This window comes from Bradyrhizobium sp. INPA03-11B (genome assembly GCF_040446015.1).
Taxonomy (GTDB): domain Bacteria; phylum Pseudomonadota; class Alphaproteobacteria; order Rhizobiales; family Xanthobacteraceae; genus Bradyrhizobium; species Bradyrhizobium macuxiense_A.
Genome location: NZ_JASGSR010000036.1, coordinates 24,237 through 48,807, shown reverse-complemented (window position 1 = coordinate 48,807; position 24,571 = coordinate 24,237). Strand labels below are relative to the sequence as shown.

Genomic DNA, 24,571 nt, shown 5'->3' with positions numbered 1-24,571 from the left:
CAATCTGATCTACGGCATTGCCGACAAGCCGCCAGCCGTCCGAGCCCTCCGCAGGGCGGAGGGGGCCTCCTCGCCATCCACTTCCAGCACTGAAGAATTATGACCGCACCCGTAACGACATCTGGCCCGCGCATCCTCGTCGTCGATGACAATGACGACAATCGCTACACGCTGACCATGTATCTCGACCTCGAGGGCTACCAGCACGTCGTCACGGCGAATGATGGCGAGGAAGCGGTGGCGCTGCTCGAAATCGAGCCCTTCGATCTGGTGCTGCTCGACGTCATGATGCCGCGCCTCGACGGCTTCGGCGTGCTCGCTTGGCTCAAGGCCAAGGGGCGGCTGCATCATCTGCCGGTCATCATGATCTCGGCGCAGAACGAGATCGAAAACGTCGTGAGCTGCATCGAGCTCGGCGCCGTCGATTACCTGACCAAGCCGTTCAACAAGGTGCTGTTGCGCGCGCGGCTCGGCGCGAGCCTGGAAAAGAAGCGGCTGCGCGATCAGATGCGTGTGCATCTGGCGCGGCTCGAGCGCGAGCTCGACGCCGCGCGTGCGCTGCAGATGGGCATGGTGCCGCAATCCTTTCCCGCGCCCGGTGCGGCGTTTCCGTGGGACATTCATGCCAGCATCGCGCCAGCGCTCGAGGTCGGCGGCGACCTCTACGACGTGTTCCGCGCGCCGAACGGAGACTTGTGCTTCTTTATCGGCGACGTTTCCGGCAAGGGGATGCCGGCGGCGCTGTTCATGGCGCGAACGAAGAGCCTGATCCGTGTCGTCACCGAGCTGACCGCGCGCGAGGTGCCCCCCGATCCGGCCGCGATCATCACGCGGGTCAATGCGGAGCTTTGCGACGGCAATGACTCGGTCATGTTCGTCACGCTGTTCTTCGGCGTGCTGTCGCCGGGCGGCATGCTCAGCTATTGCAATGCCGGGCACAATCCGCCGTACCGCATCGCCGGCCGCAGCATCACGCCGCTCGTTGAGGCGGCCAGCCTCGTGCTCGGCGTCGAGCCGAGCGTTGCGTATCGGACCGCGCACGCGGAGCTCGCGCCCGGCGAAGGGTTGTTTCTCTACACCGATGGCGTGACCGAGGCCGTCAACGCCGTTGACGAGCCGCTTGGCGAGGCGCGGCTCGAGGCCGCATTGGCGGGGGTCACATCCACGAGCTCGGCCATGGTCGCGACGGTCGCGGCCGATCTCGCAGCTTTCGTGCGCGACGCGCCGCGCTCCGACGACATCGCAATGCTGGCGCTGCGGCGCATCCCAGCAGCGCTCGGGGCTTGAAGTGCCGGAAACCGTGCAGGTCGACGAGGTCATCGAATGAGACGACGGGATTTCATCGCCGCCTGTATCGGCGGCGTCGTCGCCGCTTCCTCGCTTGCGCGCGCACAGAAGAGCGGAAAGGTCGCGCGGCTCGGCCTGTTGCTGCCTTTCCCGGCGGTGAACTCGGATTTCGCCCAGTATTTTCGCGGGGGCATGCGCGAGCTCGGCTGGGAGGAAGGGAAGAACTGGGTGTTCGAGACGCGTGCCTATTGGCGCGACCTCGGCGCCGTGCCGGGCTGCACCGAAGAGCTGATCCGCGCCAAGGTCGACATTATCATCGTGGTGACGCTGCAGGTCGCCCTGGCAGCACGGCCGGTCGCCGGCGATACGCCGATCCTGGTGGCGGTCGCCGGCGATCCGGTGCGCGTTGGCGCGGCGGAAAGCCTCGCGCACCCGGGTGGCACGATCACCGGCCTTGCCACAATGTCGCCGGAGCTTGCGACTCGGCGTGTGCAGCAGTTGCGTGAAATCCTTCCCGGCGCGACGCGCCTCGCCCTGCTCGGCGAGCCGGGTACCCCGCTGATGCCGCTGATGCTCGACGCGATCCTGCCGGCCGCGCGGAGCCTTGGATTCGTCGTGCGCGTTTTCGACGTGCGCGAGCCGGAGGGCTTCAAGACCAGCTTCGAGACGATGCGGCAATGGTCGGCCGATGCCGTCATCGTGCTCGACTCCGAGATGTTCTGGCGCAACGGGCCGCGGCTGGCGGCGGCGGCGACAGCGGTCAACATGCCGATGGCCTGCGGCTTCCGCGAGATGACGCGCGCAGGCTGCCTGTTCTCCTACGCGACCAACATTCGCGAGCACTTTCGCCGCGGCGCCACCTACGTCGACAAGCTCCTCAAAGGCGTGAAGCCCGGCGATCTGCCGTTCGAGCAGCCGACCCGGTTCGAGCTGATCATCAACCTCAAGACCGCCAGACAGCTAGGTGTCACCATCCCCGATACGCTGCTGACGTTGGCCGATGAGGTGATCGAGTAGCGAGTAGTGAGTGGTGCATAGTGCGGTCACCATCGAACTTCTCCCTATCGCGCTGCTCGCCCCCGAATTCATAACAATTCAGACCCACCTCAAAGATTACACAGGCGGATCGCGCCATTCTGCTCCCATGAAAGTCGCCCCGGCGCTGTCCAGCGCCGCAACCCCATGAGGAGCATCGTGCCGATGGCCAATCCGTTCGTCGGGCAAGAAGTCGTCAACCATCGCATGCAGGGCGACCGCGTCCGCGTCGTCGATCTGCTCGCCATGGCGTGGCGGATCGTGACGATCTGGAGCAATCGCGCGCACCACCGCCGCGTGCTCGGCGAACTCGACGACGACCAGTTGCGCGATATCGGAGTATCGCGCGTGGAGGCAGCCGAAGAGGTGCGCAAGCCATTCTGGCTGAGCTAATCTGCGGCAGTTTGGAGCAACGCCATGCCCGCGCAATTCAATGCCTGCCGGGCCGGCAACGATTGGCCGTTTGTCAAACAGTCGTCCTGACGATCGCCTGCATCCACGTGGCCGGTCTCCTGGCGATCGGCGCGGTGGTCCGGCAGACGGGTGGAAACCTCGAGCCGAGCGCCGACATGGCGCAGATGCGGGCAACGCGGTGATCTGCGCGGCCCGTCGGGAACTTATTTTAAAGACAAAGCAATCGAGCGTGCTAACGTGGTGGCCCGATGACAGTGATGGGCCACAGCGAAGAGCGCAGCGCCGCTGATCGTGCTGGGGCGACGGACACGTCGTCGCTTGATGGAGCCGTGCGGCCGCGCCGCAGACGGCTGTTCGTTAAATACGCAACACTGTTCGTCGCGGTCGTCACCGTCGCGCTGCTGTTCAGCGGCGTATTCGATGCGCTCTCCTATTATCGCGAGCATCGCCAGGCATTGGTCCGCATTCAGCGCGAGCAGGCCACGGCCGCGGCCGGCAAGATCAGCCAGTTTATCACGGAGATCGAGGGCCAGCTCGGTTGGACAACGCAATTGCCCTGGTCTGCTGGGGTCTTCGATCAACGCCGCTTCGATGCGCTGCGGCTGTTGCGGCAGGTCCCTGCGGTGACCGAGCTCGCTCAGACGGACGCCACCGGCAAGGAACGTCTTCGCGTTTCGCGTATCGGGATGGACGTGATCGACAGCGGGCTCGATTTGTCGCGCGAGTCGAAGTTCACCGAGACGGTCGCGCGGAAGGTCTACTACGGGCCGGTCTATTTCCGCCGCGAGTCCGAACCCTACATGACCCTCGCAGTCGCGGGCGCACGGCGCGACGCCGGGGTGAGCATCGCCGAGGTCAATCTCAAGCTGATCTGGGACGTCGTCTCGCAGATCAAGGTCGGAGAGGGTGGCCATGCCTACGTGGTGGACTGGCAGGGAAGGCTGATCGCGCATCCCGATATCAGTCAGGTGCTGCGCAATATCGATGTCTCGCAGCTTCCGCAGGTGCGCGCGGCGCTGTCGCGCGGACCGCGCGGCGATGCCAGCCAGCCGGACACATTGAGCCAGGCAAAAAACCTTCGGGGTGAGATCGTGCTTACCGCCTCGGCGCCGATCAATCCGCTCGGCTGGCATGTCTTCGTCGAGCTGCCGATCAGCGAGGCCTATGCGCCGCTCTACGCGGCGCTCTATCGCCTCGGTTTGATCGTACTTGCCGGCCTGATCTTTGCGGCGCTGGCCGGCATGTTCCTGGCGCGCCGCATGGTCGGACCGATCGAGACGCTGCAGCTTGGCGCTGCGCGCATTGGCGCCGGCGACCTCTCTCAGCGTATTGCGGTGAAGACCGGCGACGAGCTCGAGGCGCTCGCCGATCAGTTCAACGACATGGCCGGCCGCCTGCAGGAGTCTTACGCGGATCTCGAGACGAAGGTCGAAAGCCGCACCGCCGAGCTTGAACGCTCGGTCGCGGAATTGCGCGCGCTCAGTGAGGTGACACGCGCGGTGAACTCGACGATTGACTTGCAGACCGTGCTGTCGGCCATCCTGGCGAATGCGATTTCGCTCGCCGGCATGGAATCAGGCGGAATCTATGTCGTCGATCCGGCAACACGAAAGCTTCAGTTGCGTGCGGCGCACGGCATCAGCGCCGAGGAGCTCGCGCTGCTGCGCGCGCAGCCGGACCACGAGCGCCACCTGCAGCACCGCGTGGGGAAGGACAATCGCGCCCGCCCCTTCCATGTTGACGTTCACCTCGAGCCCGACACGGAGGTGCGCGCGCTGCTCTATCGCATCGGCATTCTTGCGCCGTTGACGATTCCGTTGCACGATCCGGCGAACGGCGCACTCATCGGCGCATTGGTGGTGAACCAGCAGGCGCCCGATCAGATTCCGGCCGAAACGATCGAGCTGTTACAGACCTTTGCGGCGCAATCCGTTCTGGCGATCCGCAACGCCCATCTGTTCGCCGAGATCGAGGCGAAGGGCCGCCAGCTCGAGCTCGCGAGCCAGCACAAGTCCCAGTTCCTCGCCAATATGAGTCATGAGCTGCGCACGCCGCTCAACGCCATCATCGGACTGACCGAGATGCTGGTTTCGAACGCGGAGCGCTTCGGAACCGAAAAGGCATCCGAGCCGCTGCGCCGGGTGCATCGCGCCGGCACGCACCTGCTCGCGCTGATCAACCAGGTGCTCGATCTTTCCAAGATCGAGGCCGGCAAGCTCGACATCGCGCCAGAGCGCGTCCATCTCGCGAGCTTGCTCGATGACGTGCTCGGCACGGCGCGCCAGCTTGCCGAGCAGAACAAGAACAGCTTGAGCCTGCGCGTCCCGGAGAAGCTCGGCTCGCTCACGGTCGATCCGACGCGGCTGCGCCAGATCCTTCTCAACCTTCTGAGCAACGCCTGCAAGTTCACCAAACAGGGCGAGGTGACGTTGAGCGCGGCGCGCGTGACCGCGGGTGCGCGCGACTGGATCACCTTCACGGTCGCCGATACCGGCATCGGCATGACGGCGCAGCAGCAGGAGCAGCTGTTCGAGGATTTCAGCCAGGCCGATCCCTCGACCGCGCGCCGTTATGGCGGCACCGGGCTCGGGCTCGCGATCACGCGCCGGCTCGCGCGCATGATGGGTGGCGACGTGAAGGTCGCAAGCGAGCCCGGCAAGGGCTCGACCTTTTCGGTCCGCCTGCCCGCCGGGGCCGGCGGTGAGGAGCAGGCAGCCGAGCCCGCGCCACATCGAAACTCTGGTCGCGCTGCTGATCCATAACGGCTTTCTCGAATCGATCCTCTCGCAACGCGACGGTCGCCTGCGCCTTCTAACGCCGACCGCAAAGTTGCTCTCGCACGACCGGGACTGGCTTGCCGCCAATTATCTGCCGTTGCAATTGATGTTCCCCGATCCGGGCTACGGCGAAGTGATGCGATACCATCCGGAGGTTCGGCGCGCACTGCGTCGGACGGCAATCAGCGTCTCTGGGCACGGCGCCCAGGTTCTGGGCGGCAGTCCGGACATGATGCTGTTCGGGATCCTGATGCTGTTCAAGCTCGCCCTGATGGCCGGCACGCCGGACGGCCGCGCCGTCGAGCTTGACTACAAGGACATCGGTGCGCGTTTCGGCGTATCGCTCACCCATGTGCAGAAAATCGTACAGGACGCAGCGCGCGGCACTGGTCGCGGTGACCGGTCGTAGCAGACGTTTCGTCGCGCCGACGCCGGCGATCTGGCGGGATCGCTTTATCGCCGAGAGCATGTCCGGGCATGACATGCTGTTCAAATATTGCGCGGCGTGAGATACAGGCTGTCTCGCGCGTCGCTTGATGGTTGCGCAGAGGTTCCCGGCTGACGCAAAATGTTGTAACGCCGCTCGGGTGGCTCTGCTAAATGTAGCCCGTAGCAGAGCTGTTCGGAGCATTTATGACATTTCAGGATTGCCCCAAAGACCCCGGAGGCGCCAGCGCGCCGCGCTCATCGGCGCCGACTGCCGTGAATTTGTGCCCAGGGGTGCGACGAGGACCTTAACAGCCGTGCCGAAAATCCTCTACGCCGAAGACAACGAGGACAACATCTACCTCATCTGCATGCGCTTCGACCTGTTGGGCGCATACCAGTTGCTCGTCGCCGAGGACGGCGAGAGCGCCATCGCGGTCGCGCGCGCCGAGCGGCCGGACCTGATCCTGATGGATCTCGGCCTGCCGGTGGTCGACGGCTGGGAGGCGACGCGGCGTCTGAAGACCGATCCGGCGACGCGCGCCATTCCGATCATCGCGCTCTCTGCCCACGCGCTCGCCGGCGCGCGCGAGAAAGCGCTCGCCGCGGGGTGCGACGAATTCGACACCAAGCCGGTTGAATTCGATCGCCTTCTGGCGAAGATCGAGCATATCTTGCGAGAGCGACGGTGAGGCCGTCCGCGCGACACGATGCGACCAAGATAGGATCGAATGAAACGCCGCAATTTCATGACGTTTCTTGCCGGGATGGTCGCGGGCTTTCCGCGTCCGGCGAGTTCCACCAGCCGGCCGCGCCATATCGGCGTGCTGATGGGCGTCGATGGAGCCGACGCCTCGGCGCAAGCGCGCGTGGCGGCGTTCCGCGAGGCCCTCGCCGGGCTTGGCTGGACGGAGGGCCCCAATCTTCGGATTGATGTCCGCTGGACAGCCGGCGACATCCAGCGCATGCGGGCCGAGGCGGCCGCGCTGGTCGAGGAGGCGCCTGACGCGGTCCTGACGAGCGGCACGCCGGCGATCGCGGCGTTGCGCGACGCGACGACGACCATCCCGATCGTGTTCGTAACTTACGGCGATCCCGTCGCGCGCGGCTGGGTGGCCAGCCTCGCGCAGCCCGGCGGCAACGTCACCGGGCTCGCCAATTTCGAGGCTTCAATCGGCAGCAAGTGGCTTGAACTGCTGCGCGAGATCGCTCCGCACATCGCGCGCGTCGCGCTCCTCTCCAATCCACAGACCGAACCCCCCTCACTGTTCATAAAGTCCATCAAGACGACGGCGACCGCTCTCGGCATCGAGGCGCTGACGGCGGACGTTCACGATGACGACGAGATCAGCCAGGCCATCAGCAATATCGGCCGCAATGGCGATGGCGGCCTGATTGCGCTACCGGACGTATTCAACACGACGCATCGCGCGACGATCATTGCCGAGGCAGCGCGGCATCGCGTTCCTGCCATCTACTCGCTGCGCTTTTTCGCGCTAGCCGGTGGACTGATCTCGTACGGGATCGACAATCTCGACGTCTACCGGCGCGCGGCGTCCTACGTGGATCGCATTCTCAACGGTGCCCGGCCGGCCGACCTGCCGGTGCAGCTACCGAGCAAGTTCGAGTGTGTGATCAACCTGACGACGGCCAAGGCCCTCGGTCTCGTCGTCACGCCGAGACTGCGGGTGATGGCGAACGAGATGATTGAGTAGTTGGCGACCTGGATCCACACGCCGACCCGATCGCGGTTGTCGCAGCCGAGAGGGTCCGTCGGCTTCTCGCCTTCCGCGCAGCCGGATACAGAACGATCGTGCCGCGATTCATAACAATTAAGATTCGTCCCAAGGCCTGGCCCGGCCATACGCGGCATGCTGTCCGGGTGACAGGCGGCAGGCGAGGCCTCAAGCGCAGCGCTCCGCGGCCCGAACGATCGGCGCGCGCGTAGCACGCGCTCGCGCGGTCTGGTTTGCATGGTCGTCATTCCCGATGCGGTGCGATCGAGGTCGAGATGGAGCATCGAGTGTCGAAGGGCGAAGAAATCATTCACTTCGGGAAAGAAAGCGGCGCGCCGGCCGATCGGCCTGGAATGGCGCTCGTCGCGGGGGACGCTGGTTTCCGTCCGTGGGGTGCCTGGACGTCGCTGTTCTGGGTGGCGGCGGCCGAAGTGATCCGCGCGCTGGTCGATCTCGGCCTCGACCGCACGCCGTTGCCGCGAGTGCTCGTCATCACCCTCTCGTGGGTCACGCCATTGATCGTGCTGCTCGTCGCGGTACGGATCGCGCGCCAGTCATTTGCCACGTATTGCAATTTGCGCAGGCCGCGCGCCGCCGCTGTTGAGCTCGCGATCGGAACGTTTCTGGTAGCCGAAGTCGTTTTGCGCGGCATACCGTATCTGGCGACCGGTAGCCTCAGAAACAACCTTCCGGTCGAAGACTACCAGGCGATGATCGCCCCCGGCATGTGGCCCTGGTGGTACGTGTTGAAGTACTGGCCTGCTGCGATCTTTGCGCCGCTGGTCGAAGAGACGGCCTATCGCGGGTTTCTCTGGCGTGGCCTTGCCGCTTCGCGGCTCGGCCATGGCGGTTCCCTGCTCGTCAGCGCGCTGTTCTTCGCTGCGGTCCACTATCACTACTACATCCAGGGCGGCCAAGTCGTCCTGGGAGCGCTGATCAGCCCCTTCATCTTCGGCTTGATCTTCGGCTTCGTGCGTTGGCGCAGCGGCAGCACCATCGCCGCGATAATCACGCACGCGCTCGTGAATATCGCGCTGACCGTGCTGACCGTGCTGGCCGTTCGGCATGGTTGGCCATGAGGGCAGCTCGGTTCACCGCGCATTCATCGAGGGAGTGTCGCCCATGATGCGATCCAGGTTCTTGCTTGCCGGCGCGGTGTTGGCCGTGGCAGCACCCGCGCAGGCCGACGAAGGCACGGCTCTTCGATGCAGAATCTTCCACGGGCCTGGCGATCCAAGGCGCTCGCCGAGAGACCGATGCGCAGACAAGGAGTACAATCGTGCCTAGGCCGTTGCGACACCTCATTGTCCCACTGGCGCTCACATTGTTGGTCGTGAACGGCATTCGATCTGCGTCCCATTCGCACGACTTAGCGCGCCGCGACCGGGTGGCCGAAGAATCCTCGCCGCTCCCGAGCGTGTTTCAAGGTCCGGGAGAAACTTGCGATTCATGGACGGATGGCTGCCGCGCTTGCGCCCGCCACGACGATGGGACGATTGACTGCTCCAATGTCGGGATAGCATGCATACCACACGAGATCACGTGTCTCCGCCGGAGCGCTGCACCGCTCGGACGACCCGATCATTGATCGATAGCGACGTCGCCCATGACCATGATCCGAACATCGACCAAAGAAGGCCTGCCCGCCATCGCCACCCTCGTGGTCGATACCTGGCGGACCATTGCGCCCGGTAACCAACGGCTATCGTAGCTTCCCATGGTAGCCGAACTTGCGATCTATCGGCCGCCCCTGACACGAGACAGGTGCAGCATCTCACGCAACGCGCCGAGAGAGGAGCCGCCACTCGACATCCCGCAGGCAACCGCCAAGAGCTGCATCTTCTACGCGCGGAAACAACTGGCCAAAACTCTCATGAGCGCCGGATTCGAGGCGGAGCGCCACTGCCGGTCGCACGAGATCGCAGAAACTCGAAATCTGGCGTAGAAGATCCTGGGCCATGACGTCGCGTTTCTCATCGGCGGCCGAGACTGCGAGGCGCGGCGCGTCTATCGCGGATTGAGCTAAGCGAGCACGCCGCCAACCACCGAACACGGCCGGAAGTTCAGGCGCCCGATCCAATGGTGCTCGCTATTCGCCGCGGTGGCTACCGTCCCTGCCTGCTCTTATTTTTGCGCGCTACAACCAAGCGTCACGTTGTTGGTATTTGTGTTGGTATCGGCAGCAATTGCCGATGAAAACTATTTTGAATTCAATTACTTACAATACTGGGCGATTGTCGGCCAGGGGCACCACGCTTCGCCCTTGGGGGTTTCGCGTGGCGCAGCCACGACAAGGCTGCAAGGGCGAAGCGTGTCCGGCGAAGCTTGAGCGACGCGAGAGCGAAGACGGACGGCCCCGAGGGCTCAGCCAAAATCATTCCCCAACTTCGCGTGGCGCAGCCGCCCGGCGACGTGATCGCGTTCGACCGAAGTGATGCCGCGATCCCGCTTCAAGCCGGACCGGAGGGCGTGACGTTTGTTCTCAGCTCAGCAGTGCTGCATCCTCATGATCTCGTGCTGGGCCCAATGCCTGGCCCCATCCTGGCGCCGCCGCGGCGTCCTTGCATAAATAGCCGCATAATTGAATATTCGTTGCATTGCTTGCAATGATCAGGGCTGTGTCGATGAACGCCAAACTCGAGCCGCGCCGATTGCACTATTTCATGGAGGTCCTCAATAGCGGCTCCGTGCGGGGCGCCGCCGGCGCCCTCGGCATGGATGCCTCGGCGGTCAGCCGGGCGCTTAGCTTGCTCGAGCAGGAATACGGTGCACGCTTGCTCGAAAGGCGGGGCCGAGGCGTTGCGCCGACCGACGCCGGCCAACTGCTGGCCACCTACCTGCACCGCCAGCAGAGCGAACGGCAGGCACTGCTCGCGCAGATGGACAGCATCCGCAAGGTCGAGACGGGTCACATCGACGTCGTGACGGGTGAAGGCTATGTCGACTGGCTGGCCAAGACCAGCCTGTGCCGCTTCATGCAAGCCCACCCGAAGATCACGATCAGCCTCGACATCGGAAGCACCGACGAGATTGTCCAGCAGGTCGTGAGCGAACGCGCCCATATCGGCGTCCTCTTCAATCCGCCCCGGGACGATCGGCTGTGCTCACATCATTCGCAGCCGCATCCAATCAAGGCAATGGTGCCGCGCGGACATCCGCTGATCCAGCTCGGTCGGCCGCTCAGGCTCGCCGACCTCGCGCCATATCCGGGAGCCGCGATGCATCCGAACTACGGCCTGCGCCAACACATCCAGGCCGCCGAGATCAGCGAAGGCGTCCGCCTCAATTTCGCGTTCACGACCGCCTCATTCGACGCGCTTGCCCATTACGTGACCGCGGGGCTCGGCTATGCGCTGGTCTCGCGCCTTGCAATGACGGAAGCCGATGCCGCAAAGGTGACGGCGCTGCCGTTGAGGAATGCCCTGCTGCATCGCGGCCGCACCCATGTGGTCTCGCGCCAGGGACGCACGTTGCCTGCCGCCGCGATGAAGCTGCTGCGGATGATGGTCGGCGAGATGCGCGCACCGGCAAGCGGCGCGCGATAAACCGGCAAACGCGCACTCACAGGATCTAGTCGCGGCGCGTCGTTGCAGGAAACCAGATCGCAACTTGCGACGCCGGACGAAACGGCTTCCAGGTGCCGGGCGGTTGGGCGAGGCGATCGGCAATCACCCAAAGTGCCGGTGCGTGAAAGCCAAGCCCGATATGTGTCGTGTTCACCTCGATGTTTTCGCGCTCCCCGCCGTCCGGCTCCAAACAGGCGCGCCACGCCACCACGCCGTCGGTGCGTGTGTAGATCGATGTCGCCGGCACCGGAATCGGCTGCGCCAGGCGGCTGATCCGCGCGAGTGTCGGCGGTTCGTATTTTTGTCCGGTCAGAAGCCGCCAGATCGCGCGGACATTGCTCGCGCCCGGTGCCGCGAACGGACTGCCAAGCGTGATGACCGTACGCACCGACGCAGGAGCCTGCCGCGCGACCTCGCGGGCAATGATGCCGCCGCGGCTCCAACCAACCAGGCTGACCTTCGAACCGCTCTGCTGTTCGAGCTCGACGACGCGCGCCGCCACCGCGGACAGATCCGCATCTGGCGCACGCACATTGCGGCCGCGGCCCCATCCATGGACCTGGTAGCCGAGAAACTCGAGGAACGCGCGAATCGCGAGCGTCGACCGGTCATCGGCGCCCAATCCCGGCAGGACCATCACCGGGTGCGGCTGCCCTCGCGGCGCGGTCGCCAGAAGCGGCGCCGCGACGGCAAGCAGCGCTGGAATGTCGAGCAAGCCGCGCCCCTCGGCGGCAAGCAAGGCGAGCGATGGTGGTTTGACGGTCTGCTCCTCAGGTCCCATGACTATGTCCGTTGTTGATGGCCAGAACTGCGCTCCGTGCCGGGGATGCAGGCCGGCAGGCCGCTCTCATCCCGACGTTGCGGCCTTTCCAAACACGCCGCCGATTGCCCGCAACAGCCAGCTCGGCTGATACTTGATCCATTGCACCGCGAGTTCGTTGGCAAGTCCCGCGACATGGACCGGCTTCCCCGCCATGCACGCCCGATACCCTTCCAGTGCGACGGTCTTCGCATCCATGATCATCATGCTCGGCATGTTGCCGAGATTTGTGCCATGGACCATTCCGGTGTCCGTCACGCCGGGGCACAGCGTCGTCAGTGTGATCTTGCTGCCGCTCAATTCCTGCGACAATGCCTCGCCGAACGAGAGCACATAAGTTTTGGACGCGGCATAGACCGCAAGGTTCGGCACCGGCATGAACGCCGCAACCGAGGCAACGTTCAGGATCCGCCCGCCGTTGCGCTCGAGCATCGGCTCGAGGAAGAGGCGGGTCAACGCTGTCATGGCCACGATATTGACCTGCAGCAGCCGCAACTGGTCCTCGAGGCCGATCGTGCCGAAGCGTCCTTCGAACAACAGACCGGCATTATTCACCAGAAGGTCGATCCGCACGCCGGCGTCCTTCAGCGAATCGAACACTGCGTGCGGCGCCAGCGGTTCGCTCAGATCGGCGGCGACGATAGTCACCCTGGTGCCGTGATCGGCCTTGAGCTCGCGGGCAATGTCCTGCAGCTTGTCGCGGCTGCGCGCCAGCAGTACGAGGCTGAAGCGGTTAGCCGCGAGCACGCGTGCGAGCTCGAGCCCGATACCGCCCGACGCGCCGGTCACCAGCGCGCACTGCCCCTCATTTCCGCTCATCGACATAAGGTTATCCTTTCGCTGCCAGGACAGATCTGCGCGATCGGCGAATGACGCGGGCGAGAATCTTGCCGCGTACCAGACGGCGGTGGTCGCGATGGACCGGATCGACTGGCGCGCCGGCGCTCCTCCGATCGACGGCATATTTGCAGGAAAACCGTTCGATCGCCCGCAACAGCGCCTGAGCTTGCTCGAATTGATCGGCCGTTTCCTTCACCTCGCCCAGCGACTTGCGCAGAGGCTCAAGCACCTCGATCCGGACGACATGGCCGGACGGTCCGGATCGCGGGTCGAGACTTCGCGTGGCCGGCATCACATCCCCGATCAAGCTTGGGCGATCGCCCTGAAGACGTCCGAGGCCACGACCTCGACCGGCTGGAGCCCATCGACACTCCGGAGCAGGCTCCGCGAGCGATAATAGTCGACCAGCGGCGCCGTCTGCTCGTTGTAAGCGTCGATGCGTGCCTTGAGCGTTTCATGATTGTCGTCGGCGCGCGCCGCGGCGCCCTGCTCTCGCGTTTCGCGGACCCTTCTCTCGATCCGGTCCAGCAACACCGTTTCATCCGCCTTGAGCTCAACGACATGGTCGAGCGTGAGGCCCTCAGTATCGAGCAGGTCGTCGAAGCTGACCGCCTGCGCGATCGTCCGTGGGAAGCCATCGAGCACAAAGCCGCGCTCGGTGTCCGGTTGCGAGATGCGTTCGATCACCGCGGCGATGACGAGTTGATCCGGAACGAGCCCGCCGTTCGCCATCGTCTCCCTGACTTTCCGTCCGATGCAGGTTTCCGCATCGACTGCGGCGCGCAGCATATCTCCGGTCGAGAGATGCGGGATGCCGTACTCCTCAACGAGGCGCCGCGCCTGCGTACCCTTGCCTGCGCCAGGCGGCCCCAGCAGAACAATCCTCATCGCTTGCATCCTGATACTCATATCCGCGCCAACGGCATTGCGACGGCCTCCAGCAGCGGGTGACTCGTCCCCGCCCGCTGGCAGCCTCGCCGGAGCTCTTGTCACGCCATCGCCAATCGCGCACTCGGCGCAGGCCGCACCGACAGCAGCAACAGCAATCCGGACAGCAGATAGAGTGCCATCACGAAGTACATGCTGTAGATGTTGTCGCCGGTGCTGCGCACGATCAGGCCGTTGATCGTGGGACTGATAGCCGGACCGAGGTTTCCGAGGCTGCTGATCAGCGCCAGCCCGCCGGCGGCGGCGCCGGTGGAGAGATACTCGCTGGTCAACGCGAAGAACAGCGGCGTCGCCGACGCAATTCCGATCACGGCAAAGGACAGCGCGAGGATCGATCCGACCAGGTTCCCCTGTAGCAGCGTCGTGATCAGCAGGCCGAGAGCAGCTATGCCGACGCAAGCGGCATAATGCCATCGCCGCTCGTGCCATTTGTCCGAATGGCGGCCGATCAAGATCATGCCAATCACTCCTGCGGCATTCGGGATCGCGGCATATACGCCGACGAGAAACAGATCCTTGACACCCCAACTCTGGATCAGGGTCGGCAGCCAGAACACCATCGTGTAGGTCGCGCCGAGCAGCAGCAGATAGACGAATGACAGCACATAGACCTTGGGGTCCTTCAGCATCTGCCCGAACGTCCCCGAGGGCTCGCTCTCGACATCCTTCTCATCGTGCTGGAAGGACTCTGCGAGCAGGGCTTTCTCATCCTTCGACAGCCAGGCGGCCTGTTCGGGCTTGTCCTCAAGCAGGACATAGACAAGGACACCGAGGACCAGCGCCGGCAGTCCCTGCACCAGGAACAGCCACTGCCAGCCATGAAGGCCGCCGGCACCGTCGAAGTATTTCAGGATCGAGCCGCATAGCGGACCGGCGATCACAGACACGATGGTTGTCGCCGACATGAAGGTCGCGATCACCTGCCCCCGTCGCACCGAGGGATACCAGTAGGTAAAATAGAGAATGACGCCGGGAAAGAATCCGGCCTCGAACACACCGAGCAGGAACCGCACCAGATAGAACTGGAACGGCGTCGACACGAACATCATCGCTGTTGCCGCCAGCCCCCACAGCAGCATGATCCGCAACAACGTCTTGCGGGCGCCGATCCTCTCCAGGAGCAGGTTGCTCGGCACCTCGAACAGGAAATAGCCGACAAAGAAGATACCCGCACCAAGGCCGTACACCGCCTCGTCGAACGGCAGGGTCTGCTTCATCTGCAGTTGCGCATAGCCGATATTGATGCGGTCGAGATAAGCGATCATATAGGCGATCAGCAACAGCGGTATCAGGCGCCAATCGATTTTCGAGAACAGCGATTTATGCGCAGGGCTCTCCAGGAGAGATAGCGATCCCTTGCTCGCAGCGGACGGGTGCATTGCGGTTTCCTCCAAATGTTCTTCAATTTCGAAACCCGGCGGCGATCCGGCCGTGCCGCGACCGCCTGGGACGTGATTGCCCAACCCGCCGGGCTTGCTAGCTGGCCCGGCTCGCCTTGTCGTTTGCGGCAACCGGCGCGGTCTCATCCGGCTGAATGACCGTTACCGAAGCTGCCGCCGTGGATTTGACCTTCGATTGATCGGCACCCGGTGTCTTCAACTCGACGATCTCGACCTGCGGCAGAGCCTCGATTTCGCGCAACGCCGCCCGCAGATGCTCGATCATCTCGTAGGACTCGTCCTGCGACAGCACCCGTCGGCACGCCGTCAGGCCGAACTCGAGCAGGCCGGCATAGCTGTGCACCGTGATGTTCAACGCGCTGCCGTGATAGGGGATCGAGACCGGGAAATAGTGCACCATCCGGGCGCCCGCCATGTAGAGATGCTGCCCCGGTCCCGGCACGTTGGAGATCAGCACGTTGCCAGCCGCCGGCAGGCGGCTTGCGAGATTGGAGCGGCCAAGCAGCGAAGCGAGCCCCGTCATCAGCCACGGCGAGCCCGTGATCGGCACATCCACGCCGAGCACCGGCTTGAGCTCGCGCACCACCGCCTTGGCCGCCTCGGACGAGGCATGGATCGCCTTGAAGCGGGTCGGCAGATCGTCGATGTCGGTCGCCAAGTCAACGCGCACCGCCGAGACCTGATTGTTCATCGCCTTGTCGCCCTCGGCGCGCAGGCTGACCGGGACCATCGCGATCAACGCTTCCTTGGGCAGCAGGCCGCGCTCGGTAAGGAAGCGTTGCAACGCGATGCTGCACATCGCCATGACAATGGTGTTGACTGTGCCGCCGACGCGTCTGCCCAGGGCCTTGATGTCGGCGAGCGGCAACGTCATGGTGCTATAGGAGCGCTGGTTGGTGATGGAATCGTTGAACACGGTCTTCGGCGCCAGGCCGAGACTGAGCGAGCGTTCCCCCTTCTCCGACCGCTGACTGGCCATCACGCTTGCAGCAGTGCCGAGCGCCTTGGCTGCCGTCGGAAGCAGTTCCGCGAGCTTGCGATACTGCTGGGCCGCGTTGTTGGCCGCCGCCTGCAACAGTTCGGTCACACCGAGCTGGTATTGCGCGCCGGCACGCTTGCGCCGCGGCGGCGGCACCTCGCGCATCGTGGGCGTGACGTCATAAAGTACCTTGGCAAGCTCGACGCCCGCCTTGCCGTCGACCCCGCTGTGATGGGCCTTGGTGTAGAACGCGACCTGCCCGTTCTCGAGGCCGTCGATGACGTACATCTCCCAGAGCGGACGGCTGCGGTCGAGCAGCGAGGCGTGCAACCGCGCGACGAGTTGCTCGAGCTGTGCCATCGTGCCCGGGCGCCGCAAGGTGACGGTACGGACATGGTAATCGAGTTCGATATCGTCATCCTCGATCCAGACGGGCTCGGCGAGCTGGAACGGCATCTGCGCCAGCTTGCGGTTCAGCAATGCCGAGAGATGCAGCCGCTTGCCGAGCATCTCCTTGACGTCCTCGTAGTAGTCGCCCTGGTAGCCCTCGGGAAGATCGAAGATCATCAGGCTGCCGACATGCATCGGCGTTTCCGGTGTTTCGAGATGCAAGAACGATGCATCCATGCTGCTGAGTTGGTCCATGCTTTCCTCCCGTGGCGCTGTGACGGCAATCGCTGCACCTGACGACCGGTGCCCAAGCCTTGCGGGCCGCGGTCATCGCATTTCTGTCAGGGCCCGATACTGCCGAACGGGGTCCGAGGTTGGGCTTTCTCCCTCGGCCGCTCGGCACGTCGGCCGGCTCACGCAGGCGATCTCATGCCTGCGCCTGGGCCTTGCGCTCCTCCTCGTCGTAAAGCTCCTTCTTCGAAAGCTTCCCGACCGCGGTTTTCGGCAGCTCGGCGCGGATCTCGAGCGCGTGCACCATCTCGTGCTTGCCGAGCTTGTCCTTTAGAAACGCCTGCAGCTCTTCGAGCTTGAACGGCTTGGCATCCGCCTTCAGCTTGACGAAGGCCTTCGGCGACTGGCCGCGATACTCGTCGCGGATGCCGATCACGGCGACCTCCTCGACCGCCGGATATTTGTAGATCGCCTCTTCGAGGACACGCGGATACACGTTGAATCCGCTGCACAGGAGCATGTCCTTGGTGCGGTCCACGATGAAGATGAAGCCGTCTTCATCCATGTAGCCGACATCGCCCGTGCGCAGAAACCCGTCTGATGTCGTGACCTCGGCAGTCGCGTCCGGCTTATTCCAGTAGCCCTTCATCACATTGGGGCCGCTGATGCAGATTTCGCCACGCTCGCCGAGCGGGACGTAGCTGCTGCTGTTGTCGACATCGAGGAACTTGATCACGATCCCGGGCATCGGCATGCCGCAGGAGCCGGCCTTGCGCGTCGCTCCCGGCTGCGCCGGCGTGAAGGTTCCACTCGGCGAGGTCTCCGTCATGCCCCAGCCCTCGCTCAGGGTGCAGCCGGTGATGGACGCGAACTGCTGCGCCACCTCGAGCGGCAGCGGCGCGCCGCCGGATCCGCAATATTTGAGCGTGCGCAGGCTGTGCTTCGGTGTCTCAGGATGGTTGATCAGCGCGGTGAACATCGTCGGCACCCCGCAGAAGACGCTGACCGATTTCGTCGAGATTTCCTCGAGCGCGGCCTTCGGATCGAAGCGGACATGCTGGATGATCTCGGCGCCCATCAGGACGCCGAACAGCACGTTCACGGACAACGCATAGATATGGAATGGCGGCAGGACGGCCAGGAAACGCTCCTGCCCATCCACCAGCACCGGCGGCGAACCCGCCGTTGTGGCCCGGTACTGCTGGCACGCACTGGTCAGATTGGCGTGCGTGAGCATCGCGCCTTTCGGCAGCCCCGTGGTGCCGCCGGTATATTGCAGAACGGCGATCGTCTCGCGCGGATCGGCAATCGGATAAGTCTCGCAGGCACCGTCATTGTGGATCAGCTGGCCGAAGCTGACGTGATGATCATCCCAGTTGACTTCGCTCAGTTGCTTGGCCGCCTTCATCTCGTTGATGACGGCGTCGGGATCGGCCGTGATCTCGCCAAGCGAACCGACCACGAGTTTCTTCAATCTCGTCTTGCCGAGCATCGCCGCCGTCTGCGGGTAGAGCGCAGCCATGTCGAGGGTGATCAGGATATCCGTGCGGCTGTCCTCGATCTTGTGTTCGAGCACCTTGGCGGCATCGAGCGGCGAGTAATTGACCGCGGTGCCGCCGGCCTTGAGGATGCCGAAGAACGCAATGATGTAGTGCGGCGTGTTGGGCAGATAGAGGCCGACATGGATGCCCGGCTTCACGCCGAGCAGCTGCAGACCCTTGGCCACGCGATCGGTGAGCCGCCCGAGCTCGGCGTAGGTGATCCGCTTGCCCATGAAATCGATGGCAGGACGCATCGGCCATTTGCCAACGGCCTCGTCGAGAATCCCCTGCACGGGTCCGGGAGCGATCTCGATATCCCAATGCACGCCGTCGGGATAGGATCGGATCCAGGGCATGTCGTTCATGAGATCTCTCCCTCTATGGTCTCTCAGGTCAGACGGCCGTGACGCCGCCATCGACCGCAATGGTCTGACCGGTGACGAATGCACACGCATCGGAGGCAAGCAGCGCGGCGACACCCTTGAGATCTTCGGGGCCGCCTTCGCGATTCATCGGCGCCATGTGCGCGGTCGCACTCTGATCGAGTTGCGCGGTCATCTTGGTCGGGAAATAGCCCGGCGCGATCGCATTGACGTTGATGCCGAGCGGTGCCCATTCATTTGCCAGCGTGCGGGTCAGGTTGACGACCGCGCCCTTGCTGGCGTTGTAGGCCAGCGTCGGCGTGCCTTCGGGATAGCAGCCGGTCAGTCCCTGGATCGAGGCGATGTTGATCACCTTGCCGCGCCGCCGCGGCACCATACAGCGGCGGCCGACCTCCTGCGTGGCGATGAAGATCGCGGTCACGTTCAGGTTGATCACCTTGTTCCAGCCGTCGAGCGTGTGCTCGATCGTTGGGGCGCCCCATGACGTACCGGCATTGTTGACCAGGATGTCGATCGGGCCGAACGCGGCCACGACCTGCTCGACCATCGGTGGGATCGTCTCCAGCCTGCCCATGTCGCAAACCACCGGCAGCGCCTCGATCCCCAGTCCTTTCAGGTGCGTGGCCGCGATCTCGAGCTCGTCGTGCTTGCGAGCGGTGATCGCGACCTTTGCGCCGAGCTCGCCCAGCACCTCGGCGATCTGAAGACCAAGACCTCTCGATCCGCCCGTCACGAGCGCGACGCGGCCGGTCAGGTCCTGCAACTTGGCGAGGCTCATGGCATCCTCCGGTGGGTTGGCTCCTCGCGCGCGCAGCGCTACTTCGGCTGCAGCAACTTCTGAAGGTTAGCGAAATTCTCCTGCATGCGGTCCTGCATGACTTTCCAGGCGTTGTTGCGCGCCTGCGCCTCCAGCTGCGACAGCTCGCGGAAGTTCGCGACCGCCTTCTCGACCTGCTGCTTGGCGTTCTCCGCCTGCTTGGTCATGGCTTCGCCGCTCGCGAAGTCCTTCATTCCCGCCTGCCACTGCGCGAGCGTTTCCTGCAGGATCTCGTTGCGTCGGCTGACCATCGCCTGAATGCCTTCATAGGCCTGCCGGTTCGCTTCCGCCAACGCCTCCATGTCCTTGCGCTGCCACTCGATCAACGCGGCGATATCGATGCCGGGCAACGTGAACCTCTCGGCCATTTTCTTCAGGTCCCCGAGCCACGGCATCGCGCCCATGCTCATTGCGTCGGATTGGCTGTCATCGGTCCCCATCGATGTCCTCCTTCTGGTATTTGGCTGATGGCGGCGAAACGCCGTCCAGTGGACTGCGCGTCAGGCCGCGGATGAGCGCGACCGAAACAGAGCGAGACTGTCGTCGGCGCGATCAGGATCTGGGTACACCAGGCCGCGGAGACCACTGCGGTCGAATGGCGACCATTCCGCCTCCTGCAGCGCGAGCCGATCGGCGATCGCATAGAGCACGGCCGGATTGTGTCCGAGCCCGCAATGACTGCCTTCGACCTCGATGTTCTGCGTCCGGTCGGCATGCTGCTCGCGGCAGCCCCACCACGAGACGATGCCGTCGGTGCGCGAGTAGATTGCCGTGCTCGGCACCGGCGGCGGCAGCTTCATCGTATCCCGATCGGGCCAGTCGTCGACACGGCGTTCGCTCAGGACCTCATAGAGACGCCACGCATTGCTCGCCTTCGGTTCGTTGGCGAACGGGCTGCCGAGCGTGATCACCTGACGCACCAGCTCGGGCGTACGCCGCGCGATCTCGCGCGCAAAGACCCCGCCAAGGCTCCATCCGATCAGGCTGACCTTGCGCTGGTATCGCTCGGCGAGCTCGGCCAGCCTTGCATCCATGGCGGCCTCGACGCCGGGTCGTGGTCCGCGATTGGGCCCGAGCTTCCAGCCGTGCACCGCATAGCCTTGCGCCTTCAGGTAGGCGCGCAGCGGTCGCGTGGAGATATCGCTGGCGGAGAGCCCCGGCAACACGAGCACCGGATGTCCATCGCCGCGCGGTGCGCGCCGAAGCAGCGGATAGCTCGCGAAGAAGGCCTGCAGCTCCCAGATTCCGCGCATCTCGAGCGCGAACAGGAGTTGCGACGGCGGCGCGGAACGGTCGACGGCCGTGTTCATGTCAGAATGTCCCCTCCCGGATCGCGTGGAGTGTCCGCCACGACCCGTCATTTTTTAATCGCTGCCACGCATCGCGAGCGGCTCCATACCAATCCGACCGCGCAGCCGTGCATTCTTTGGTCTCAAAACGCTATCGGGCAGGTCAAATGCGTAAAAGGTGCAATTGGCCCGCTTGAGCGGTTAGTTTGGGACATCCGCCAATGATTCCTGCACGCGCGCTGCGACGCTCGATGCCCGGCCGTTGCGGAAGTCCGACGGGCTCTTGCCGGTCCAGCGCACGAAGGCGTGGCGGAAATTCGCCGCGTCGCTGTAGCCAAGCCGCGCGGCGATCTCGTCATTGGTCATTTGGGTGTTGCGCAGATAGCCGACCGCGAGCTGCATGCGGACCTCGGAGACGACTTGCCGGTAGGTCTGCTGCTGCAGCTGTAGCCTGCGGCGGAACGTCCGCGGATGAATCGCGAGCTCCGCAGCCATTGCCTCGATGCTCGGAAAGCGGCCGGGATGTTCGAGGAGCCGTCGCCTGATGTCGGCGGCGAGGCCATCGTCACGCCCGATCCGATCAAGATGCTGATGGCAGATTCGGCCCGCCATGGCCCTGGTTGTCTCGTCGGGGCGAGCCGCCGGATGGTCGATCCAGGCCGTGTCGAACTCCAGCGCGTTCTTGCATTGGCCGAACTCGACTGGACACTGAAAGATGCGATCGTAGGCTTTGGCGTGAGGCGGCGTCGTGTAGGCGGCGCTGAGCTTCGAGAAGCGGAACGAGCCGCCATAGATGTCGCGGCTCAGGGTCTGATAGGCGGCAAAGGCGAACTCAAGCGCGAATCGATAGACGTCATGAGCCGGATCGCGAGAGAGCAGAGGGTCGAACAGGCAGCTCACCGTATCGTCCTTGCGGGTAAAGTCGATGTCGGCAACTGTACCCAGGACGCGGCCGTACTTGGCCGCGAAGTCAATGACCTTTGCGCGGGTCGGGCTGCTCAGCATGGCATAACCATACATACCGTAAGCCAGGACATGCATTCGTGCACCGGCACGAAACGCGATCGCCGGATCCCGCGACAACCGCATCGCATTGCGAAACACGGTCTCGACCTGCTGATAGGAGACGCGCACTGACGAATCCCTGAGGTCGGCACTCCTCAAATTGGCGCCGCCGAGCGTGCGCGACGCGGAGATCCCGTCCTCAGACAGGACATCCACCACCGCTGCGATCCGTTGCGGCGAATAGAGACACTGCAGGAGATTTGGTGACGGGTGATACACGAGCTTCCTCGTCCGCCTTCAGCGTCTGTTCGTCAGCACCGCAATCCGGCTCCTCGCTACCTGCTGGAAGGCTAGTAAGCCGGACCGGGCAGCGGAAGGTTCGATTGGTCGTGTTTGAAGGTGAATTCCGGACAGGGCCGGCCAAAAGAAAGACCGCCGAGGGAGGGCGGTCCAAGTAGGGAGAACGCGATCGCGAGCGCAATCACGGCGCCGAGCATAAGCGCGCCTTGGCCGCACAAAAGGTTCGATTGAGCCAATTTGGCGGTGAACTACGGACAGAGCTCCCCTGGATGTGCCGGGGTTACAGCCCCTCGTCACTTCGGAACTCGGATGGATTCCTGCCGGTCCAGCGCAAGAAGGCGTGGCGGAAATTGGCCGCGTCGCTGTAGCCCAGCCGGCTCGCGATCTCCTCATTGGTCATGCGCGTCTTGCGCAGATACTCGATCGCAAGCCGCATGCGCACCTCTGCAAGCAGATCGCGATATGAAGTCCCCTCCGCTTCGAGCCGGCGCCGCAGCGCCCGGGGATAGATGTCGAGCTGCTCGGCGATCGCTTCGATACTTGGATAGCGACCCGGCTGCTCGATCAAGAGCCGGCGGATATCTGCGGCTACACCGCCGGCGCGATTGACCTCGCCGAGGATCTCCTCGCACATCTCCCGCGCCATGGCATGGGTTCGCGGATCCGCCAGCGCCCGCGGACCGTCATTGCGCGCGTATTCGTATCCGCAATGAAGTTGATTGAAGAGCACCGGACATTGGAAAAGGCTCTGATACGCTGCGGTGGACGGCGGCGGCGCATAGTCGAGCAGCACGCGCGAAAACCCGAAGCTCTGACCGGAACGGTCGCGAATGGTGGTCAGGTGCGCGGCCAGCGCGAACTCCACCGCGAAGCGGTGCACGCTCTCGGTCGGATTCGGCCAGTGCATGGGCTGGAAGATTGCCACCACTCTTTCACCATTATAGGAGAGGCCAAAATCGCAGAACGGCCCCACCACGCGGATGTACCGCGCCGCAAAGTCGCGCGCCTCCGCGTGGGTTGCGCTGCTCAGCAGCGCGTATCCATACATGCCATAGGCGGTGACATGCATTCGCGCGCCCGAGTGCAGCGCAATAGCGGGGTCCTTCGCCAACCGCAGCGCATTGCGGATCACCGTGTCGAGCTGCCGGTACGATATTCGCGTGGTATGGGATTCGAGCTGGGTGATGCCAAGCCTGGTCCCCTCGAGAACCGTCGATGGATCAATGCCCTGCTCGCGAAGCTCGGCCGCAATCGCCGCGATCGAATGCGGCGGGAAGATGCGCTGCGAGAAGCCGGCTAACATTCGATTTGACGATTCGCTGGCCTGCGGATCTTGCCTGGTCATGACGACCGCTTGCCCCCTGGCATTCCGCACGCTCCTCCCTTGCTATTGATCGACCGCTCCGAGCGTAAGCCCGATCGCGTGCGCGACGCAATGATCGCATGGCGCGGGCCTTACGCGCCGCATTCCGCGTCCGGAAGTCACCCGGTCGGCGGTCCAATCGCACCTTTCTCCGTTTCGCAAGATCGCTAGGCTCGCGATGCCTTGCCCGACAACCGGCATGCAGCCGGAGGCGTGCATTGACCAAGCGTTATCAAGGGAGGAGCGGATGCGACGGGAAGACGTTCTCAAGCAGCTGACCACGCCGATCGGCGCGCCGGCATTTCCCCGCGGACCGTTTCGTTTCACCAACCGCGAATACCTGAACATCCTGTACCGCACCGATATCGAAGCGTTGCGCGCGGTGGTTCCCGAGCCGCTTGAGATCGACGACCCGCTGGTCCGCTGGGAAATCATGCGGATGCCCGACACCTCTGGCCTCGGCGACTACACCGAATGCGGCCAGGCGGTCCAGGTGCGCTTCGGCGACGAGAAGGGTGAATACCTTCACGCCATGTATCTCGACAATTTGCCGGCACTGGCATCCGGCCGCGAAATCAGCGGCTACCCCAAGGTGATCGGCAAGCCGAAGCTCTACGTCGATTCCGACACGCTGGTGGGCACGATGGATTACGGCACGCTGCGGGTTGCGACCGCGACGATGGGCTACAAGCACCGTGCCTTGGACCTCGAGAAGGCAAAGGCCGAGATCTGCGTGCCGACCTTCATGCTGAAGATCCTGTGGACCTATGACAGCCCGAAGCCGGCGGGCGAGCCACGCATCTGCGAGCTGCTGCGCTCCGAGATCACCGACATCACCGTCAAGGGCGCATGGACCGGCCCGGCGCGGCTCGAGCTGTTCGCCCACGCATTGGCACCGATGGCCGACTTTCCGGTGCGCGAGATCGTCGCGTGCAGCCACATCATGACCGACCTGACGCTGTCCCGCGCCAAGCGCTGCCACAATTATCTCGATCAACCGCGCTGAGCGGACGCTCCGGAGGAA

Annotated in this window: 22 protein-coding genes; 10 read left to right on the top strand and 12 right to left on the bottom strand. The window is 64.1% G+C overall.

All coding sequences use genetic code 11. The annotated features are described in order from the left end of the window. Positions 1–99 precede the first annotated feature (99 nt). From QMZ05_RS17455 to QMZ05_RS17415, 9 genes are all read left to right on the top strand, one after another. Positions 100–1,287, top strand: coding sequence for a SpoIIE family protein phosphatase (locus tag QMZ05_RS17455; RefSeq protein ID WP_353701870.1), 1,188 nt, complete (start codon positions 100–102; stop codon positions 1,285–1,287). A gap of 36 nt (positions 1,288–1,323) precedes the next feature. Further along, positions 1,324–2,304: an ABC transporter substrate-binding protein gene (locus QMZ05_RS17450; RefSeq protein WP_353701869.1), complete on the top strand. Its 981-nt coding sequence runs from the start codon at positions 1,324–1,326 to the stop codon at positions 2,302–2,304. A gap of 183 nt (positions 2,305–2,487) precedes the next feature. Then, positions 2,488–2,715 carry a DUF1127 domain-containing protein gene (locus tag QMZ05_RS17445; RefSeq protein ID WP_353701868.1) on the top strand — a complete coding sequence of 76 codons (228 nt, stop codon included), beginning with the start codon at positions 2,488–2,490 and terminating at the stop codon, positions 2,713–2,715. A gap of 269 nt (positions 2,716–2,984) precedes the next feature. Beyond that, positions 2,985–5,498: an ATP-binding protein gene (locus QMZ05_RS17440; protein ID WP_353701867.1), complete on the top strand. Its 2,514-nt coding sequence runs from the start codon at positions 2,985–2,987 to the stop codon at positions 5,496–5,498. Continuing rightward, positions 5,437–5,922 (top strand): hypothetical protein, encoded by a 486-nt coding sequence (locus tag QMZ05_RS17435; RefSeq protein ID WP_353701866.1) that lies wholly within the window; start codon positions 5,437–5,439, stop codon positions 5,920–5,922. Before QMZ05_RS17440 ends, QMZ05_RS17435 begins: the two co-directional genes overlap by 62 nt. Before the next feature lie 334 nt (positions 5,923–6,256). Then, positions 6,257–6,631: a response regulator gene (locus QMZ05_RS17430; RefSeq protein WP_353701865.1), complete on the top strand. Its 375-nt coding sequence runs from the start codon at positions 6,257–6,259 to the stop codon at positions 6,629–6,631. 39 nt (positions 6,632–6,670) lie between these two features. Continuing rightward, a complete protein-coding gene (locus QMZ05_RS17425; RefSeq protein WP_353701864.1) occupies positions 6,671–7,654 on the top strand; it encodes an ABC transporter substrate-binding protein in 984 nt (327 codons plus the stop codon). 308 nt (positions 7,655–7,962) lie between these two features. Then, positions 7,963–8,754, top strand: a complete 792-nt coding sequence (locus QMZ05_RS17420; protein WP_353701863.1) for a CPBP family intramembrane glutamic endopeptidase — start codon at positions 7,963–7,965, stop codon at positions 8,752–8,754. A 1,545-nt stretch (positions 8,755–10,299) separates the two neighbouring features. After that, positions 10,300–11,220 (top strand): LysR family transcriptional regulator, encoded by a 921-nt coding sequence (locus tag QMZ05_RS17415; protein ID WP_353701862.1) that lies wholly within the window; start codon positions 10,300–10,302, stop codon positions 11,218–11,220. 25 nt (positions 11,221–11,245) lie between these two features. Here the strand turns inward: QMZ05_RS17415 and QMZ05_RS17410 are convergent, their stop codons facing one another. The 12 genes from QMZ05_RS17410 to QMZ05_RS17355 form a co-directional block, all read right to left on the bottom strand. Beyond that, a complete protein-coding gene (locus QMZ05_RS17410; protein WP_353701861.1) occupies positions 11,246–12,022 on the bottom strand; it encodes a hypothetical protein in 777 nt (258 codons plus the stop codon). Between the two features lie 66 nt (positions 12,023–12,088). Next, complete coding sequence (locus QMZ05_RS17405) at positions 12,089–12,886, bottom strand: SDR family oxidoreductase (RefSeq protein ID WP_353701860.1); 798 nt, start codon at positions 12,884–12,886, stop codon at positions 12,089–12,091. A gap of 4 nt (positions 12,887–12,890) precedes the next feature. Further along, the gene (locus QMZ05_RS17400; RefSeq protein WP_353701859.1) at positions 12,891–13,208 is read right to left on the bottom strand and encodes a hypothetical protein; all 318 of its coding nucleotides are present in this window, start codon (positions 13,206–13,208) and stop codon (positions 12,891–12,893) included. Continuing rightward, positions 13,205–13,798 carry an adenylate kinase gene (locus QMZ05_RS17395; RefSeq protein WP_353701858.1) on the bottom strand — a complete coding sequence of 198 codons (594 nt, stop codon included), beginning with the start codon at positions 13,796–13,798 and terminating at the stop codon, positions 13,205–13,207. Before QMZ05_RS17395 ends, QMZ05_RS17400 begins: the two co-directional genes overlap by 4 nt. A 92-nt stretch (positions 13,799–13,890) precedes the next feature. Further along, positions 13,891–15,228, bottom strand: coding sequence for an MFS transporter (locus QMZ05_RS17390; protein WP_353701857.1), 1,338 nt, complete (start codon positions 15,226–15,228; stop codon positions 13,891–13,893). Between the two features lie 97 nt (positions 15,229–15,325). Continuing rightward, entirely contained in the window at positions 15,326–16,873 is a 1,548-nt protein-coding gene (locus tag QMZ05_RS17385) for a wax ester/triacylglycerol synthase family O-acyltransferase (protein WP_353701856.1), read from the bottom strand. A 172-nt stretch (positions 16,874–17,045) separates the two neighbouring features. After that, positions 17,046–18,755, bottom strand: coding sequence for a long-chain fatty acid--CoA ligase (locus QMZ05_RS17380; protein WP_353701855.1), 1,710 nt, complete (start codon positions 18,753–18,755; stop codon positions 17,046–17,048). 28 nt (positions 18,756–18,783) lie between these two features. Beyond that, the gene (locus QMZ05_RS17375; protein ID WP_353701854.1) at positions 18,784–19,551 is read right to left on the bottom strand and encodes an SDR family oxidoreductase; all 768 of its coding nucleotides are present in this window, start codon (positions 19,549–19,551) and stop codon (positions 18,784–18,786) included. Between the two features lie 38 nt (positions 19,552–19,589). Then, positions 19,590–20,030 (bottom strand): phasin family protein, encoded by a 441-nt coding sequence (locus tag QMZ05_RS17370; RefSeq protein ID WP_353701853.1) that lies wholly within the window; start codon positions 20,028–20,030, stop codon positions 19,590–19,592. A 60-nt stretch (positions 20,031–20,090) separates the two neighbouring features. Then, positions 20,091–20,900 (bottom strand): alpha/beta fold hydrolase, encoded by an 810-nt coding sequence (locus QMZ05_RS17365; RefSeq protein ID WP_353701852.1) that lies wholly within the window; start codon positions 20,898–20,900, stop codon positions 20,091–20,093. 180 nt (positions 20,901–21,080) lie between these two features. Further along, the gene (locus QMZ05_RS17360) at positions 21,081–22,163 is read right to left on the bottom strand and encodes an AraC family transcriptional regulator (protein ID WP_353701851.1); all 1,083 of its coding nucleotides are present in this window, start codon (positions 22,161–22,163) and stop codon (positions 21,081–21,083) included. A gap of 301 nt (positions 22,164–22,464) precedes the next feature. Then, complete coding sequence (locus QMZ05_RS17355; RefSeq protein WP_353701892.1) at positions 22,465–23,487, bottom strand: AraC family transcriptional regulator; 1,023 nt, start codon at positions 23,485–23,487, stop codon at positions 22,465–22,467. 307 nt (positions 23,488–23,794) lie between these two features. Between QMZ05_RS17355 and QMZ05_RS17350 the strand changes: the two genes are divergently transcribed. Continuing rightward, on the top strand, positions 23,795–24,553 hold the full coding sequence (locus QMZ05_RS17350) for an acetoacetate decarboxylase (protein ID WP_146989288.1): 759 nt from the start codon (positions 23,795–23,797) through the stop codon (positions 24,551–24,553). Positions 24,554–24,571: the final 18 nt, after the last annotated feature.